The sequence below is a fragment of the Bacillus pumilus genome, assembly GCF_024498355.1.
GTDB lineage: Bacteria > Bacillota > Bacilli > Bacillales > Bacillaceae > Bacillus > Bacillus pumilus_P.
Genome location: NZ_CP101833.1, coordinates 1,534,909 through 1,551,799, shown reverse-complemented (window position 1 = coordinate 1,551,799; position 16,891 = coordinate 1,534,909). Strand labels below are relative to the sequence as shown.

Here is a 16,891-nt window from a genome sequence, read left to right as displayed (position 1 = left end):
TTTTTTAGCCTAACGTTTTATTAATTGCTTCAAGTACACGGTCTGCCTGGAATGGCTTTACGATAAAGTCTTTTGCACCTGCTTGAATGGCGTCAATAACCATTGATTGTTGTCCCATCGCAGAACACATAATGATTTTTGCAGAAGCATCGATTTGTTTAATTTCTTTTAACGCAGTGATCCCATCCATTTCTGGCATTGTGATATCCATTGTCACAAGATCAGGAGATGTTTCTTTATATTTTTCAACAGCTTGTGCGCCGTTTTCTGCTTCTCCTACTACATCAAATCCGTTTTTTACAAGAATATCCTTAATCATCATTCTCATGAATGCTGCATCATCTACGATTAATACCTTAGTAGCCATTTACTTATTCTCTCCCTATATGTTTGTTTATTTTAAATTAGAAAGTCTTTCTGATTGACTTAATATATCAGTCACACGAACACCAAAGTTCTCATCGATCACAACGACTTCCCCTTTGGCGACGATTCGTTTGTTAACCAGAATGTCGACTGGCTCACCCGCAAGTTTGTCCAGTTCAATGACACTTCCAGCTGAAAGTTCAAGTACTTCTTTCACACTGCGCTGCGTTCTACCAAGTTCCACCGTAATAGAAAGCGGAATATCCATCAGCATATCGAGATTTCCTAGCTGGCTCGTTGAATGCTGAGGCTCACTGAACGCTTCAAATTCAACTGGCGCCACATTTACAGGTTCTGCTGGCTTTTGCTTCGCCTGTCTTTTCGGCGGTGCCGCTTGCTGCACAGGAGCAGACTGTGCTTGCGGAGCTGCCTGATGTGGTTCAGGTGCGCTTACTGGAGTTTCTTGAACAGGCTCTTCTTCTTGCGTCGGGACTGTTAATTCTGCGATTAAATCCTTCGCAAACGTAATAGGGTAAAGCTGCATAATATTTGAGTCTATGAGTTCACCTATCGTTAATCTAAAGGACACTTTGACAAGCATTTCTTCAGCTGGAATGCGGTCTGTGCCTTCTCCTTCTTTTACATCGAGTAATTCGACGCGCGGCGGAGAAATGTCAATCTTTTTATTAAAGACTGTCGACATAGATGTCGCTGCTGAACCCATCATTTGGTTCATCGCTTCTTGCACTGCACTTAAGTGAATTTCACTTAAAGACGGGTCAGCATTTGTTCCATCTCCGCCCATCATTAAGTCCGCAATGACTGCCGCATCTGTTTGCTGGATCACAAGCAGGTTACTTGCACTAAAGCCTTCTGTATAATTCACTTCAATCGCAACATATGGATGAGGAAACTCCTCATTCAGCTTGCTTTTTTGAATCACTGTGACAGTTGGAGTTGTAATCTCCACTTTTTGATTTAATAGGGTTGAAAGTGCTGTTGCAGAGCTACCAAATGAAATATTTCCGATTTCCCCAATGGCATCTTGTTCCATTGCAGAAAGGAGTGTATCGGGCTCTATATCGTCATTGCTGCCTCCTTTAAGGAGCGCATCGATTTCATCTTGTGATAATTTACTTCCGTTATTCTCCATCTTCTTCACCTCTTATGTCGTGATCTAGAATTTGAATCGCCTGTTTCCGATTCACGCGGCCGGCCTGTCCCAAGAATTTCGGTTTATTTCCGACCATAACAGTAAGAGGCGCATTTACTGGTTTGTCCAAGGCAATACAATCACCAATTTCCAAATTCAAAAACTCTTCCACCGTCATTTCCGATTGCCCAAGCTCTGCGACTACCGGTATTTTTGCCGTCATAATCCGTTTTTCAATGGCCTTTGTTTCTTCTTGTTTCGGTTCATTTCGTTCAGACTGCATCCAGTAGTGTACAGACAGCTTCGGAATAATAGGCTCTAATACAACGTGAGGAATACATAGGTTAATAACCCCGCTCACCTCACCAACTTGTGTATTAAGAGAAATGACGACAACTGTTTCGTTTGGTGACACCATTTGAACAAACTGGGGATTTACCTCGAAATCTGCCATCTCTGGCTCGATGTCGGTTATGGACTGCCACGCTTCTCTGTAATTTTCCAAAGCTCCCTCAAACATGTTTGAGATAATCTTTGTTTCGATTTCTGTAAGTGATTCTGTCTTATTATGACTAATGCCAATCCCGCCCATCAGCCTGTCCATCATGGCATAGCCGATTGTTGGGTTCACTTCAAGCATAATTCTTCCTTCAAGCGGGCTGACATAAAATAAGTTTAATAAGGTCATATTAGGAATCGAACGAATAAATTCTTCGTATGGTACTTGGTCAACCGAGCTGACAGAAATTTGAATATATGATCTTAGCTGCGCTGAAAAGTGCGTGGTGAGCAGTCTAGCGAAGTTATCGTGAATCCTTGTTAAACTTCGAATCTGGTCTTTTGAAAAGCGAAGAGCACGTTTAAAGTCATACACCTTCACTTTTTTCGTCGTTTCTTCTTTTTTCAGCTCTTCTGCATCCATTTCGCCTGTAGATATGGCAGATAATAATGCATCGATCTCATTCTGGGAAAGCACTTCTCCTGACATTTCTTCACCTCCATCGTGTCAATTAATCGCCTCTATTGCAGATTAAAGGAGGTTATATAAACTTCTTTCACCTTGCCATCTTGCAAATAGTGATTCACTTTGTTTTTGACTAGTGTTTTAAAATGATCTCTGCCTTTTTTGCCATCAAGTTCATCTGCATTCGTGTCTGATAAAATGTCGATCACGGCATCCTTCACTTGAAAACTTCTTTTTTCAAGCTCTTCTTTTGCTTTTTCAGAGTCCGTTTCAATATTTAGTACAAGTTTGACGGCATTTCCTTCAGACTTTAAATTGGTAATAATCTCAGGAATTTCAATAGAAGCTTTTGCGACTTCATCTGCTGTCGGCTCTTTTTCTGCTTTTGCTTCGTCTGAGCCATTCAGCAGAAAAACAATGCCAGCTCCAATTCCGACGATGGCAATAATCATGATTAGCATTACTACGACTAATTTCTTCTTCATTCAAACTCCTCTATTCCTTGATTCAATGAAATGACTTGGATTTTTCTGTAGAAAGAAATGATTTTCTCTTGAAGCTGCTCTTCATCTTCTTTCACAACGAATTTCTTTCCATTGGCGAGTGTAATGGTCGTGTCTGGAAAGCTTTCGATTTGCTCGATATGGAGAGCGTTCAGCATAAATCCTTTGCCATTTAATCTCGTCACTTCAATCATATTAAGCAGAGAAGCGATAAACCGCTCCCCCTACCTCCTATCGTTTCAGATTCACAAGCTCTTGCAGAATTTCATCTGATGTTGTGATCGTCTTTGCATTCGATTGGAATCCGCGCTGCGCGATAATCATTTCTGTAAACTCGTCTGTTAAATCAACGTTTGACATTTCAAGTCTACCTGTTTGGATGACACCTGTTCCTTCTTCACCAGGTACGATGGCATTACTTGGTGCACCTGAGCTTAGCGTTTGGCGGTAAAGATTGTCTCCGACTTTGTCAAGCCCTCCTGCGTTTCGGAATGACACGAGTGAAACCTGTCCAACGGTTCTCGATACATTATTTTCAACAACCGAAATCGTTCCGTCTGGACCAACACTCACACTTGAAATGCCATCTGGAATCGTTATTTTTTGTCCATCCATTCCAAGTAGATAGTTTCCATCAGGAGTGACTAAGCTGCCCTCTGAATCAGGTTTGAAATTCCCAGTTCTTGTATAAAGAATTTCTCCTTGGCTTTCAATACGGAAGAATCCATCACCATTGATATAGAAGTCATACGGTTCATCTGTATTTTGGGAAGCACCCGCTGACATGATCTTATCAATAGATGACAAAGAAGATCCTAGTCCAACTTGTTTCGAGTTGATCGAACCTGAGTTGTTTGTCGGTCCACCAGAGCTTGCAATTGTCTGACTGACCATATCTTTAAAAGTGATTCGGCTCTTTTTGTATCCGTGTGTATTCACGTTGGCCACGTTATTGGCTACAACATCTAATTTCGTTTGGAAGTTTTTCATTCCGCTAATTCCTGAGTAAAGTGAGCGTAACATTTATTTTCCTCCTCGATTTGCTTACGATTTTTCTCCAACAGTTGTAACGTCCCAAGGGCTGATTTTCGTTCCATCCTCTAGATATAGGAAATATTCATTGTTTATGTTTTTCACAGACTTCACAGTGCCAGATATGTCTTTATCATCTTGTTTGCCCGCTACTTCTTTACCAATCCAGCCTACATATGTCGTAAATGGATCTTGGTGTGCAACAAATGTAGACATGACCTGATTCAGCTGGGTGATTGATTCGTTCATATTCATTTGCTGTTCTAAAGAAGAAAATGTTGCAAGCTGCGTGACAAACTCACGGTCATCAATTGGGTTTGTCGGATCTTGGTTTTGAAGCTGCGTGAGTAATATTTTCAAGAATTGATCTCGTCCCAGCGTGTCTGTTTTTTTTGCTGCACTTGAAGAAGTGTCTGTTGTTGCGGTTGCTCTATTAGTAGAATCAACTGTTGCCATTAGATCTCCTCCTCTTCTTCATCTGACCCAACAAGAGCGTCCAGTACATCCTGGAATTCCGCTTCCTGTTCATCAGACTGCTGAGAATTCTGCCCTTTTGACTGGTGCTGTTTGTTTTCTTCACTAAACTGTCCAAATAACGGCTGTTCATTTGATTGAAGCGGTATATGGAAACGGTCCACTTGAACCGACATATTCGGAAGCGCCTGTTTGAGCTGCGGCAGATGGTGCTCTAACAGCTCTTTCGCCGCCTGTGTCGAAGCTGTAATTTTACTCGCATACATACCATTTTGCTTCGTCAGCTGAATTGTGATAAATCCGAGATTCTCTGGATTTAATCGAACGGTAAAGCGTCCGCTTGAGTTGCCAAATGGCGTGAATTTCATTTGCTTCCACGTATTTAGAATTTGCTGATCAACCGTTCCGGGCTTTTCATCAGTTGTATGTGTCTGCTGAACAGGAGCTGCTGATTGCAATTGAAAAAACTGCTTATGACCTTGAAAAAGCGTATGAGTGATCGTTTTTTCAGAAGCAGGTGCAGAAGTGCTTTGTCCTTTGACAACTTCCTTTTTGATGAGCCATTCAAGGGAGGCAGCACCTTTTGCCGGGGAAGCAAGAGCAGATTCCTGTCTTGGAGAGACCAATTCTTTCAACTCTCCTAGAGAAATTTTCCACTCTTTATCTGACCCTTTCGCATTCGCCATCATATGGTCGATTAACTGATTAAAGTGTTTCAGCTCACTTTGAGACATTGAATTCAGCTTTGGTGCTGAACCCTGCGAGAAAAACTGCTCTTTTACTTGCTGAATCAGTTTCTCATCCACCCCATTTTTCGAAAGAAAGTGGATGAAGTCTTGACCCTTTGCTTCAATATCCTTCACTAGCTTTGCATCAAAGCTGAGCGGCTGTTGATTGAGCAGTTGATATAAGAAAAAGTGGACTTGTATGAGCTGCTCACTATGTTCAGAAGTTTGCTTATCAGCTTGATCACCGTAAATGGATGATTCCATTTTTTGAAATAACTCTTCTAGTGACTTGAGATCAGACGAATCAAGCGTTTGACCTTGAAGTGTTTGAAGCGCGCCAAGAAGGTCTCCGTCGATCCCTTTTTCAGGTGATTGCATCCATTTTTCAATGATTTGCATCGCATCATTGATGGAAAGAGAGGCATCCGCTGTCTCAGCATTAACTAGACCGCTTTGTACGCCTGCCCCGCTAAGTAATTGTTTAAACAACCCGCGTGCAGATGCCACGCCGCCCCCCTTTGGTCCCGAGAGACCTTGAGACGATTGCTGTAAGGCTCCAATATCCAATAGCTTCACTTATTGTCCACCCCCATTTTCACTTTCTTCTTTTTTAGCAAGCTCTTTCGTAAACGTAGCTGCCTTCTGAGGTGTTAGTTTTGCTAATATGTCTGTTAGTTTATTTTTGCTCAGCTCTTCAAGGATCTTCAAAGCCTCTTTATCACTTAATTCTGATAAAATTTTGGCGGATTTCCCTGCGTCCATGCTTTCATAAATGCTGGTAATCTTCCCTTTAGTTTTCTGGTTAGAGGCTGCTGCCCCATCAGAGGTTGTCCCTGCTGCGTTATTGCCTGACGTATTGTTTGATGAGCTGTTGTTTGATGAACTGTCATTTGCTGACGTATTTTCTGCGTCATTTTCAGTTGTTTTTTCAAGTGAATTGATTTTTTGGTTCAGTCTTTTAATCTCTTCATCACTTGTTTTCAAGTCTTTTTGTGCAATTTCGAGTTCATTTTTTTGCTCTTTAATGGTATTTTTCAATTTTTCCAACTCTTCATCACGTTGATCATTATGTGAAGATGACGTTTTTGAGCTGTCATCTGAACCAACCAAACTGCTGATCACTGGAATGTTTTGGAGCGGTTTCTTTAGATCAAAACCCGCAATATAAAGGATTGTGCCAGTTACAATCACAAGCACAATCAATGGGATGATGACAATAAACAAGATCCATTGAAATTTTCCGCCGCTTGATTCCTTCGCTTTTTCCTTCTTAGGCATTCATCTCGACTCCTAATGTCCTTGAAACATGAATTGGCTGATAGAGATATCATCCATTTCTTTCATTTCAATTGCCTTATGTTCAAGGGAAAACTTTTCAAATTGCTTTTCTTTCATTTTTTCAAACTTTTTAAACTCAATGTTTTTTTCAGTTAAATCAGATTGTTTTTCATTCATTTGATGACGTTTCATGATCACAAGTTGCTGATAATGCTGGATGGTGTTATCTAAGTTGGTCACAAATTGCTGGTAATGACGCATTTCTTGGACACTCATTCCACTTCTCAGCTTTTCTTCTTTGCTTTTTTCCATTAGCTCTTTTTTACTCATATTTTCATAGAGTTTTTCAGCGACTTGCTCAAATGCGGAAACGGATTGTTGATACGCTGAGAGTGATTTGTCTTTTTCACTTTCTTTCAGTTCCAAGAGCTTTTGAAATTTGTATTGATATCTCACTTTTTTGTCAATCCTCTCTATTCATCAAACCGAGCAATAAATTTACACTGTCTTCAATAGATACAGCCTCTTCTACATCCTGTTTCAAAAATGAAATAAGATGAGGATAAGCCTGCATGGCCTCATCAATATCCTTAGAGGAGCCTTTTTTATATGCTCCAATGTTAATGAGGTCTTCAGCGTTTTGATAAGTGGATAAAAGCTGACGGAACCGATTGGCCGCTTCCTTGTGATCATGACTTGCTATATTACTCATGACACGGCTGATACTTTTCAGAATATTGACAGCGGGAAATTGTCCTTTGTTTGCTAAAGCACGATCAAGTACAATGTGGCCATCTAAAATCCCCCTGACTGTATCAGCGATCGGCTCATTCATGTCGTCACCATCAACAAGCACTGTGTAAAACGCTGTGATGGAACCAAGCTGATTCGTTCCAGTTCGTTCAAGCAATTTTGGCAGTATAGCGAACACTGAAGGTGTATATCCTTTTGTAGTTGGCGGTTCGCCTGTTGCAAGACCTATTTCCCTTTGTGCCATGGCGATCCTCGTGACAGAATCCATCATAAACATGACATTTTTGCCTCTGTCTCTGAAATATTCCGCAATGGCTGTCGCTGTATAGGCTGCTTTCATTCTCGTCAGTGCGGGCTGATCAGAAGTTGCGACGACAACAATCGAACGCTTCAGTCCTTCAGCACCTAAATCCTTTTCGATAAACTCACGAACTTCACGGCCACGCTCTCCAACAAGGGCAATGACATTTAGATCCGCTTCTGTCTGCTTTGCAATCATTCCCATTAAGGTACTTTTTCCAACACCACTTCCAGCAAAAATCCCGATCCTTTGACCAGTGCCAACTGTGAGCAGACTATCGATCACTCTGACACCAACGCCCATCTTTTCTCTAATCGGCGGCCTGTCCATCGGGTTTGGAGGAGACTGTTCTGTCGAAACAGGTGCAAGTCCCTTTGGAAGCATACTGCCGTCCAGTGGATCACCGAATGCGTCAACGACTTCACCAATTAAGCCAGTACCTACTTTGACCTTTAACGACTCACCTGTCGCTTCAACTAGACTTCCTGGTGAGATATTGGATGCTTCAACATAAGGCATGAGCAGAATGTTTTCATCTCTAAAACCAACGACCTCTGCTTTGATCGGATGGCGCTTACTTCCTTTTTTATGAATGAGACAAACATCTCCAACAGAGCTCTCTGGCCCCTTGGACTCGATCATCAGCCCAACAACTCGATTGACTTTACCAAATCGTTTATAAGGATCGGCGGTTTCAATCGTTTCTTTTAACACATCTATGTTCATTTGTGATCACCTGAATCAATGACTTCTAAGAGTTTTTCTTTTAACTGATTCATTTGTGTATCAACACTCGCTTCCACTTTTCCAAAGCTTGTTTCTACGTAACAAGTCCCTTTTGGTGCTTTTTCATCCGAGTATATGGCAAGATGTGTATCCTTTTGAAGAATTCTGATCAATTCGTCTTTATATTGCATCACATGCTCGTAATGTTCAGGGTCGACATAGATGGAAATATCATCATATTCTTTCACTTCTGAAATGACCTGCTTCACAATAGCTAAAAATTGATCTTTCGTGTCCTCAGCTGCATACCAAACTCGTTTGGCGAGTTCGAAAGCCAGTTCCACAATTTCTTCAGCAGAGCTTTCAATTTTTTCTTCATAGTCCTGTTTCGCAAGATTGACAATGTCATTTGCTTGATCAAGCATAGCTTGGTACTGCAAGTTCGCATCTGCCTCGCCCTTTTGGAAGCCTTCTTGATAACCAGTTTGTTTCGCTTCTTCAATGAGCTGCATTCTTTCTGCTTCAAAATCAGCTCGGCGCTGATTGATTTCAGCCATTGTTTTTTCTAGCTCACTGTTTGCTTGTTCTAGAATACGGCTTGCTTGATCTTCTGCATCACTTAGGATAAGCTGTGATGCTTCCGTTTCATTGAAAAGCTCCTCTTCGTGATGTTCTTTTTTGAACTCCACTTGCTGCAAAGGAATCGTTTGCCGGCCTTGCTCAGGAATAACAGATGTTTCATGTTTGATAATCCTAGACAATGATATCGTCTCCTCCGCCTCGAGCTATGACGATTTCTCCAGCTTCCTCGAGTCGTCTTACGATGCTGACAATACGGGTTTGTGCTTCCTCGACATCTCTAAGCCGGACAGGCCCCATAAACTCCATTTCTTCTTTGAACGTTTCGACCATCCGCTGGGACATGTTGCGGAAGACAATTTCTTTGACCTCTTCGCTTGCCACTTTGAGGGCGAGCAATAAGTCATCATTTTCAACATCTCTAATGACTCGCTGGATGGCTCTGCTATCAAGAGTGACAATATCTTCAAAGACAAACATACGTTTCTTAATTTCATCAGCAAGCTCAGGATCTTGAATTTCAAGTGTATCTAAAATGGTCTTCTCCGTTGCACGGTCTACACCATTTAACACTTCCACAACCGCTTCGACCCCGCCCGTTTGGGTATAGTCTTGCGTAAAGGTTGAAGAAAGCTTTTGTTCAAGAATGCGTTCCACCTCATTGATGATCTCTGGAGATGTGCGGTCCATTAAGGCAATTCGTCTCGCAACCTCTGTTTGTACATCCTCGCCTAACTCAGATAAAATTTGCCCAGCCTGTACTGGATCTAAGTAGGAAAGTATGAGCGCAATGGTTTGTGGATGCTCATGTTGAATAAAGTTTAGGATTTGCTCCGGGTCAGCCTTTCTAGCAAAATCAAATGGTTTCACTTGAAGAGAGGATGTCAATCGGTTTAAGATGCTATCCGCTTTGTCCTCACCAAGCGCTTTTTCAAGCACTTGTCTTGCATACATAAGGCCGCCTTGTGATATGTAGTCCTGCGCGATGGCAATGCTGTGAAACTCTTCGATGACTTCATCTTTTTTAGCAGTATCTACACTTCGTACATTGGAAATTTCTAATGTTAATTTTTCTATTTCGTCTTCAGACAGATGTTTGTATACAGATGCTGACACGTCTAGCCCTAAGGAAATCATTAGGATTGCTGCTTTTTGTCTGCCTGTTAGTCGATTTGGATCTTTTCTCGACATGTGTATTCCTCCTAATCCTCGGACAGCCAGCTGCGTAGCAATTTAGCAAAGTCTTCTGGTTTTTCTTTTGCCATTTTTTCAAGCTGATTTTTCCTCACCATTTCTTCTGTTTCTGGTTCAGTATCGATATCAGGAACATGGATTGGTGAACGTTCATCAAGCTCAAACTCTTCTTCCTCTTCTTTTCTGCGCTTACGCACAAGAAGAATAATGAGAGCGATAATTGCAAGGAGTAGCACACCGCCTACAATATAAACCCAGATCGGAATATTGTTTGAAGGGTTTTCTGCTGCTGTTTGCTGTTTACCGTCTAATTTTGATACAGATAAAACGATTTTGTTGTCTAAGTCAGCCTGAGTGAGCGCTTGACCATTTGTGTATTCTTTATCAATCGATGTGCTAATGATCGTTGAAAGAATCTTTTTGATATCATCTTGCCTTTCAGCAGTTAAAGAGTTCGCATCGTTTGCAGTTGGTGGTTCAACCAATGCTTGAATGCCAACGTCTCTGATTTTATAAGGACTTTCTTTGATATCTTTATGAATGCGGTTTACCTCATAATTGATACGATCTTCATTCTTTTCGTAATTTCCGCTTCCATTTGCTCCATCGGCGCCTTGATAATTTGTGACATCATTGTCGCCTGTTCCAGCGGTGCCTCCAGCTGCTGCGCCATTACCTGAATAGGTTTCAGCAATCTTTTCAGCGCTGACAGCGATGCCTTGCATGTTTTCTTTATCAACTGGCTCTACTAGGTCTTCTTTTCTTTTTTCTTCAGTGAAATCAATGTCTGTTGTGACCGATACGGCCACTTTCTCTTGACCCATCATCGTTCCGAGCAGCTGTTGAATTTTTCTTTGAAGGTTCTTTTCAATTTCTTCTTTTTTCTGCTGCTGCGCATCCATTCCACTTGCATAGGAATCGGAGCTGCTATTTAAGTCGTAGTAGTTCGAATCTTGGTCCATAATGACAATGTTTTCTGTTTTTAAATTCGGCACACTTTTTGAAATAAGATGATAAAGGCCTTTTACTTGCTGCTGAGTAAGCGTGTAGCCAGGCTCAACTTGCAACACAATTGATGCTGATGCATTACTTTGCTCTTCTCCAACAAAAACGGAATCTTTAGGCAGGTTAATCATAACTTTTGAATCTTTAATCCCATCAATCGTGTTGATCAGATTGGATAGTTCTGTCTGAGTTGCGTCTACTTTCAGAACATCAAATTCATTATCTGTTAAACCGAAGCCGGAGTTGTTCGCAAAGAAGGAATAATCAATATTCCCTGTCTTAGGAAGTCCTTCTGATGCGAGAGTGACTTTTAAAGAATCTGCTTGCTTTTCTGGAACTAAAATCGTCGTTCCATTATTTGCGAGTTCCGATTTGACGTTTTTGCCATCCAGTTCCTGTTTAATTTGCCCTGCTTCTGCCTCAGACAAATCTCTAAACAGCGGAACCATTTTTTCAGAAGAAGCAAAGATGCTAACAACCGTAATAATGATTGCTAGGGCAGCAACGCCGCCAATCATGAGTATTTTTTGTAATTTTGATCGATTTCGCCAAAACTCAACTGTTTTTGTTCTTAATTGCATTAAAGTACGATTCATCTTAACCCCCGGTCATTCCATTCAGTCTTTTTTTGTCCGTCAGCACCTCCTACATCTGCATTCTCATAATCTCTTGGTACGCTTCGACTGCTTTATTTCGAAACTCCGTCGCAGCTGTGAGTGTCACACTCGCTTTTTGCGAAGCAATCATGACTTCATCGAGATTGACATCTTTACCTTGTGCAAGAGCATTTGTATACTGGTCTGATTTCAGCTGTGATTGATTTAATGCCTCAATGGAATTTTTCAGCACATCAGAGAAATTCGTTTGGCTTTTAGGTGCAGCCGCCTGCACAGACGATGCATTCGTCAATTCACTTGCTTGCTGAGCGGTTTGAAGCTGGAAAGGAGATATTGCATTAACCAATTCTTTTCACCTTACTTTCCTATTTCTAAAGCTTTCATCAGCATGCTTTTATTCGCATTTAGCGCAGTCACATTTGCTTCATATGACCTTGAGCTGCTGATGAGGTCAACCATTTCCTTTAATGGATCAACATTTGGTGTTTGAACATATCCATTTTCATTGGCATCGGGATTTGTAGGGTCATATTGAAGGTTGAATGGAGTTTCGTCTTCTGTAATCTTCGTTACTTTGACGCCGTTTCCTAATTTGCCGCTCGAATTCATACTTGAGTTCAATATAGATGAAAATGATTCACCTGACGGCTGTAATGTGACGAGCTTACGTCTATAAGGCTCCCAGTTACCATCAACCTGTTTAGCTCTTGTTGTATCCATATTTGCAAGGTTCGAGGATACAACGTCCATTCTGAGCCTCTGTGCTGTTAATGCTGAGGCCGAAGCGTTAACTCCTGAAAAAATCGACATCACTTACCTCCTGTCAAAACTGTTTTAAGAGAATTGAACTTTCCGCTCATTCTTTCAACCAACGCATTATACTGAATTTGGTTTTTAGCGAGTTCACTCATCTCTTGATCAATATCGACATTATTTCCGTTTTCTTGATAAGAAGTACGGTTGCTCGAAACAACTGAATAATTAGACCCTGTTTTAGAAAAATCAATGTGACCTTCGTATGTTTTTTTGGCATCTAATTTGATTGACGCGTCATTTAGCATATCATGGAATGCGACGTTTTTCGACTTGTAGTTCGGTGTGTCTATATTCGCGATATTATTGCTTATGACTTTTTGCTTAACATTCGCTCTACCCAAGGCATTCTCAAGGTTGCTTATCGTTCCAGAAAATATATCCAAAACCATATACCTCCAATCATATGTATTTCATTCCATTTAATCATGTCGAGATTTGTAAAACCATATGTTCATTGTAAGAAATAATAGGATTAAAGTCTATGATGTATATGTAAAAAAAACTCGTAATATATATCTATTTTACAGATAGGCACAAAGACCTAGATTCAAAGCACTACAGAATTGTAAGGGGTTTCTTGGAAAAAAGAGTGTCATTTTTCGGACAAATCCCCCTTTATCATACAAAAAAACCCTTTTCAGCATTTATTTCGGCCGAAAAGGGTTTTTGGATTAATGAGATTTTAAATTTTCAAGCTCAATTAAAAATTTGTTGTTTAACACTTTGATGTACGTTCCCTTCATTCCAAGAGAACGAGATTCGATCACGCCTGCACTTTCTAATTTACGTAAGGCGTTCACGATCACTGAACGAGTGATACCGACACGGTCTGCAATTTTACTTGCCACAAGGAGTCCTTCGTTTCCATCAAGTTCTTCAAAGATGTGCTCAATCGCCTCGAGCTCACTATATGAAAGAGAACTAATCGCCATTTGAACAACTGCTTTACTTCTTGCTTCTTCTTCGATTTCTTCTCCTTTTTCACGAAGGATCTCCATTCCAACAACTGTTGCTCCGTACTCAGCAAGTATTAAATCATCATCAGTGAATCTATCTTGCAAACGAGACAGGATTAACGTTCCTAAACGATCCCCACCGCCGATAATCGGAACAATGGTTGTCAAACCTGATTGGAATAAATCACGGTTCTCAACTGGGAAAGCTGTATATTCACTGTTAATATCAAGGTTTGAAGAAGTTTCAGGTACGTTGAATAGACTCTTCGTATATTCTTCTGGGAACTGACGATCTTCAAGCATTTTTTTCATACGTGTATTTTCAATCTGTTGATTGATTGAGTAACCAAGAAGTTTCCCTCTTCTACTCAACACAAAAATGTTTGAATCAATGACATCTCTCAGTGTTTCCGCCATTTCTTTAAAATTAACTGGTTTCCCCGCTGAATCTTGCAGCATTGAGTTAATAATCCTTGTTTTTTGTAGTAACGCCATAATAATGATCCTCCTAGATTACTTTATTCATTTGTTAAAGTATAAATTGACTTAAGTCTTTGTTATTTGCAATCTTTCCTAGCTTCTCTTCTACATACTGAGGGGTAATGGTCACCGTCTCGAGTGTAATATCCGGTGCCTCAAATGAGAGCTCTTCAAGCAGCTTCTCAAGTATGGTATGAAGCCTTCTTGCACCGATGTTATCCGTCTCCTGATTGACGTGATAAGCCATTTCGGCAATCTTATGAATAGCATCGTCAGAAAATTCAAGAGATATACCTTCTGTTTCAAGTAAAGCTTTATATTGCTTTAATAACGCGTTATCTGGTTCCGTTAAGATTTTCACAAAGTCTTCTATACTTAATTTATCTAATTCTACACGGATTGGGAAGCGCCCCTGAAGCTCTGGAATCAAATCTGAGGGTTTCGCCATATGAAATGCACCTGCTGCTACAAAAAGCACATGATCCGTTTTCACTGCCCCATATTTCGTCATCACAGTTGAACCTTCTACAATCGGTAAAATATCACGTTGAACCCCTTCACGAGAAACATCTGCAGATGATGCACCGCCGCTTTTGGCAATTTTGTCGATTTCATCGATAAAAATAATCCCTTGCTGCTCTGCTTTATAGACGGCTTCCTGACTGACTTCATCCATATCAATCAGTTTTGAAGCTTCCTCAGCAGTTAACGCCTTTCTAGCTTCTCTGACGGTCAGTTTTTTGCGTTTTTTCTTTTTAGGCATGAGATTGCTGAGCGCATCCTGCATGTTCATGCCCATTTGCTCCATACCCGAGCCTTGAAGCATATCAAACATGGACGGCTGCTGCTCATCCACTTCGATTGTGACATAATGATCTTCAAGTTCACCCATAGCCAGCTGGTGAGCAATACGTTTTCTTGTCGATTCAAGCTCTACTTCTTCATTTGAGTCATCTCGATCACGGTCGTCTGCATCAGAACCGCCAAACAGCATCTCAAAAGGATTTTTCACAGACTGGCTCTTTTTCTTACCAGGAACAAGCAAATGAACAAGACGTTTGTTTGCTTGTTTTTCTGCTTCTTCTTGAACATCTTTCATCTTTTCTTCTTTGACAAGTCTAATCGCAGTCTCAACTAAATCTCTGACCATCGACTCTACGTCACGGCCGACATATCCAACTTCAGTAAACTTCGTCGCTTCCACTTTAATAAAAGGCGCACCAGAAATTCGTGCAATTCTGCGGGCAATCTCTGTTTTCCCCACACCTGTTGGGCCGATCATTAAAATGTTTTTAGGAACGACTTCATCCTTTAGCTTATCATGTAAAAGACTTCTTCTGTAACGGTTTCTTAAAGCCACCGCCACTGCTTTTTTCGCATCAAGCTGACCAATGATGTACTGATCAAGCTTTTCAACTATCTCTCTTGGGGTAAACGGCTTTTTCTCCATACGTCTCATGTCCTTTCTATTCAAGCTCTTCTAAAGTGATTTGGTCGTTCGTGTAGACACAGATTTCTCCTGCCGTTTCAAGAGCAGCCTTTGCAATTTCTCTAGCTGAGAGATGATCACCTGCATGTGTTTTGAGTGCTCTCCCGGCGCTAAGCGCATAGTTGCCGCCTGAGCCGATCGCCAAAATACCATCATCTGGCTCGATGACCTCTCCTGTTCCAGATACGAGCAGGATGCTTTCTTTGTTCATGACGATGAGCATAGCCTCTAGCTGTCTGAGCATCTTGTCACTTCGCCATTCTTTCGCTAGTTCTACAGCTGCTCGCTTTAAGTTACCACCATATTCTTCAAGCTTTGTTTCAAACTTTTCAAAGAGTGTAAATGCATCTGCTACTGAACCTGCAAAACCTGCGAGCACTTTGCCTCCAAAAAGACGGCGCACTTTTTTTGCTGTGTGTTTCATCACGACAGCCTGCCCGAATGTGACCTGACCGTCTCCAGCCATCGCACTTTTTCCTTTATGTTGAACGGCAAAGATGGTTGTTGCATGAAATGATGACATGAAAAAACCTCCTTTTAGGATCGTTTAAAAGCCCTTGGGTGATGAGACATGTACGTTTTTCTTAAAGAATCTTTTGATACATGCGTGTACACCTGTGTTGATGATAAGTTTGAGTGACCGAGAAGTTCTTGAACACTTCTCAAATCCGCCCCCTCGTTTAAGAGATGCGTGGCAAAGGTGTGCCTTAGCATGTGAGGATGGATATGTAATGTGCCTGACGCCTTTTTCATTAATTCAGTGAGAATGAATCGAACGCCTCGATCTGTAAGAGGGGCTCCGCGCTGATTCAAAAACACATACGCATCAGCACGCTCTTTCGCCTTAGCTGTCAGCTTCTGCCTTCCATCCTCTAAATAAGTGACCAGCGCTTCATGTGCGTACGAACCGAAAGGAACATACCGCTGTTTGCTGCCTTTCCCATGAACAAGCACTGTATCCATCGATAAATCAAGATCAGATTCTTTTAATGAACATAACTCACTGACCCTCATACCTGTTGCATAAAGAATTTCTAAAATGGCTTGATTTCTTTGTCCAAGCGGTGTGCTTACATCAGAAACTGTAAAAAGCTCTTTTAGTTCTTCTTCATACAAAAATGAAGGAATTCGCTTATCCTGTTTTGGTAAGCTAACGAGTAAAAAAGGGTTTTCTTTCACAAGCTGTTCTCTTAATAAAAATTTATAAAAGCTGCGAAGCGCAGAGACTTTCTTACTAATCGTTCTTCTTGTCAGGCCTTTTTCATAAGCTTCTGTTAAATAAATTCTCGTATCTTGATAGGATACCTCTTCAAAACCGTCTATTCCTTGAATGTTCATAAATCTGACAAACTCTTCAATGGCTTCTGAATATCCTGAGATCGTTAAAGCTGAATAGTTTTTTTCAATTTGCAAATATTCAATGAATAAGTGGACAAGACGCTGTTTATTCGTCATTTTTACACCTCTTTAAGGCTTT

At 41.0% G+C, this 16,891-nt stretch carries 21 protein-coding genes; all 21 read right to left on the bottom strand.

The annotated features are described in order from the left end of the window. Positions 1–4: 4 nt before the first annotated feature. Positions 5–367, bottom strand: coding sequence for a chemotaxis protein CheY (locus tag NPA43_RS07785; RefSeq protein ID WP_007499584.1), 363 nt, complete (start codon positions 365–367; stop codon positions 5–7). Positions 368–394: 27 nt separating this feature from the next. Beyond that, complete coding sequence (fliY, locus tag NPA43_RS07780; RefSeq protein WP_099725857.1) at positions 395–1,519, bottom strand: flagellar motor switch phosphatase FliY; 1,125 nt, start codon at positions 1,517–1,519, stop codon at positions 395–397. Beyond that, positions 1,509–2,507, bottom strand: a complete 999-nt coding sequence (gene fliM, locus NPA43_RS07775; RefSeq protein ID WP_034317724.1) for a flagellar motor switch protein FliM — start codon at positions 2,505–2,507, stop codon at positions 1,509–1,511. Before fliM ends, fliY begins: the two co-directional genes overlap by 11 nt. Positions 2,508–2,539: 32 nt before the next feature. Then, a complete protein-coding gene (gene fliL / locus NPA43_RS07770; RefSeq protein ID WP_099725858.1) occupies positions 2,540–2,968 on the bottom strand; it encodes a flagellar basal body-associated protein FliL in 429 nt (142 codons plus the stop codon). Next, positions 2,965–3,180, bottom strand: coding sequence for a swarming motility protein SwrD (locus NPA43_RS07765; RefSeq protein WP_008344794.1), 216 nt, complete (start codon positions 3,178–3,180; stop codon positions 2,965–2,967). Before NPA43_RS07765 ends, fliL begins: the two co-directional genes overlap by 4 nt. Positions 3,181–3,217: 37 nt before the next feature. Then, entirely contained in the window at positions 3,218–4,009 is a 792-nt protein-coding gene (flgG, locus tag NPA43_RS07760) for a flagellar basal body rod protein FlgG (RefSeq protein WP_099725860.1), read from the bottom strand. Between the two features lie 21 nt (positions 4,010–4,030). Further along, positions 4,031–4,474, bottom strand: a complete 444-nt coding sequence (gene flgD, locus NPA43_RS07755) for a flagellar hook assembly protein FlgD (RefSeq protein ID WP_099725861.1) — start codon at positions 4,472–4,474, stop codon at positions 4,031–4,033. Continuing rightward, a complete protein-coding gene (locus NPA43_RS07750) occupies positions 4,474–5,796 on the bottom strand; it encodes a flagellar hook-length control protein FliK (RefSeq protein ID WP_230030149.1) in 1,323 nt (440 codons plus the stop codon). The genes flgD and NPA43_RS07750 overlap by 1 nt, the downstream gene beginning before the upstream one ends. Beyond that, positions 5,797–6,498 (bottom strand): MotE family protein, encoded by a 702-nt coding sequence (locus tag NPA43_RS07745; RefSeq protein ID WP_256499560.1) that lies wholly within the window; start codon positions 6,496–6,498, stop codon positions 5,797–5,799. A gap of 12 nt (positions 6,499–6,510) precedes the next feature. Then, positions 6,511–6,954 (bottom strand): flagellar export protein FliJ, encoded by a 444-nt coding sequence (gene fliJ, locus NPA43_RS07740; RefSeq protein ID WP_099725864.1) that lies wholly within the window; start codon positions 6,952–6,954, stop codon positions 6,511–6,513. A gap of 7 nt (positions 6,955–6,961) precedes the next feature. Next, a complete protein-coding gene (fliI, locus tag NPA43_RS07735; protein WP_099725865.1) occupies positions 6,962–8,278 on the bottom strand; it encodes a flagellar protein export ATPase FliI in 1,317 nt (438 codons plus the stop codon). Next, complete coding sequence (gene fliH, locus NPA43_RS07730) at positions 8,275–9,039, bottom strand: flagellar assembly protein FliH (RefSeq protein WP_256499559.1); 765 nt, start codon at positions 9,037–9,039, stop codon at positions 8,275–8,277. Before fliH ends, fliI begins: the two co-directional genes overlap by 4 nt. Beyond that, the gene (gene fliG, locus NPA43_RS07725; protein ID WP_034317753.1) at positions 9,032–10,048 is read right to left on the bottom strand and encodes a flagellar motor switch protein FliG; all 1,017 of its coding nucleotides are present in this window, start codon (positions 10,046–10,048) and stop codon (positions 9,032–9,034) included. The genes fliH and fliG overlap by 8 nt, the downstream gene beginning before the upstream one ends. Positions 10,049–10,059: 11 nt before the next feature. Beyond that, positions 10,060–11,652 carry a flagellar basal-body MS-ring/collar protein FliF gene (gene fliF, locus NPA43_RS07720; protein WP_099725867.1) on the bottom strand — a complete coding sequence of 531 codons (1,593 nt, stop codon included), beginning with the start codon at positions 11,650–11,652 and terminating at the stop codon, positions 10,060–10,062. A 49-nt stretch (positions 11,653–11,701) separates the two neighbouring features. After that, a complete protein-coding gene (fliE, locus tag NPA43_RS07715; RefSeq protein ID WP_007499609.1) occupies positions 11,702–12,019 on the bottom strand; it encodes a flagellar hook-basal body complex protein FliE in 318 nt (105 codons plus the stop codon). Positions 12,020–12,030: 11 nt separating this feature from the next. Continuing rightward, a complete protein-coding gene (gene flgC, locus NPA43_RS07710) occupies positions 12,031–12,483 on the bottom strand; it encodes a flagellar basal body rod protein FlgC (RefSeq protein WP_024424179.1) in 453 nt (150 codons plus the stop codon). Then, entirely contained in the window at positions 12,483–12,872 is a 390-nt protein-coding gene (gene flgB, locus NPA43_RS07705) for a flagellar basal body rod protein FlgB (RefSeq protein ID WP_180275453.1), read from the bottom strand. Before flgB ends, flgC begins: the two co-directional genes overlap by 1 nt. A gap of 288 nt (positions 12,873–13,160) precedes the next feature. Further along, positions 13,161–13,940 (bottom strand): GTP-sensing pleiotropic transcriptional regulator CodY, encoded by a 780-nt coding sequence (codY, locus tag NPA43_RS07700; protein WP_099725869.1) that lies wholly within the window; start codon positions 13,938–13,940, stop codon positions 13,161–13,163. 34 nt (positions 13,941–13,974) lie between these two features. Next, positions 13,975–15,375: an ATP-dependent protease ATPase subunit HslU gene (gene hslU, locus NPA43_RS07695; RefSeq protein ID WP_230030146.1), complete on the bottom strand. Its 1,401-nt coding sequence runs from the start codon at positions 15,373–15,375 to the stop codon at positions 13,975–13,977. Positions 15,376–15,391: 16 nt separating this feature from the next. Beyond that, the gene (hslV, locus tag NPA43_RS07690) at positions 15,392–15,937 is read right to left on the bottom strand and encodes an ATP-dependent protease subunit HslV (RefSeq protein ID WP_024424181.1); all 546 of its coding nucleotides are present in this window, start codon (positions 15,935–15,937) and stop codon (positions 15,392–15,394) included. A gap of 14 nt (positions 15,938–15,951) precedes the next feature. Next, the gene (gene xerC, locus NPA43_RS07685) at positions 15,952–16,869 is read right to left on the bottom strand and encodes a tyrosine recombinase XerC (protein WP_099725871.1); all 918 of its coding nucleotides are present in this window, start codon (positions 16,867–16,869) and stop codon (positions 15,952–15,954) included. Between the last annotated feature and the right edge of the window lie 22 nt (positions 16,870–16,891).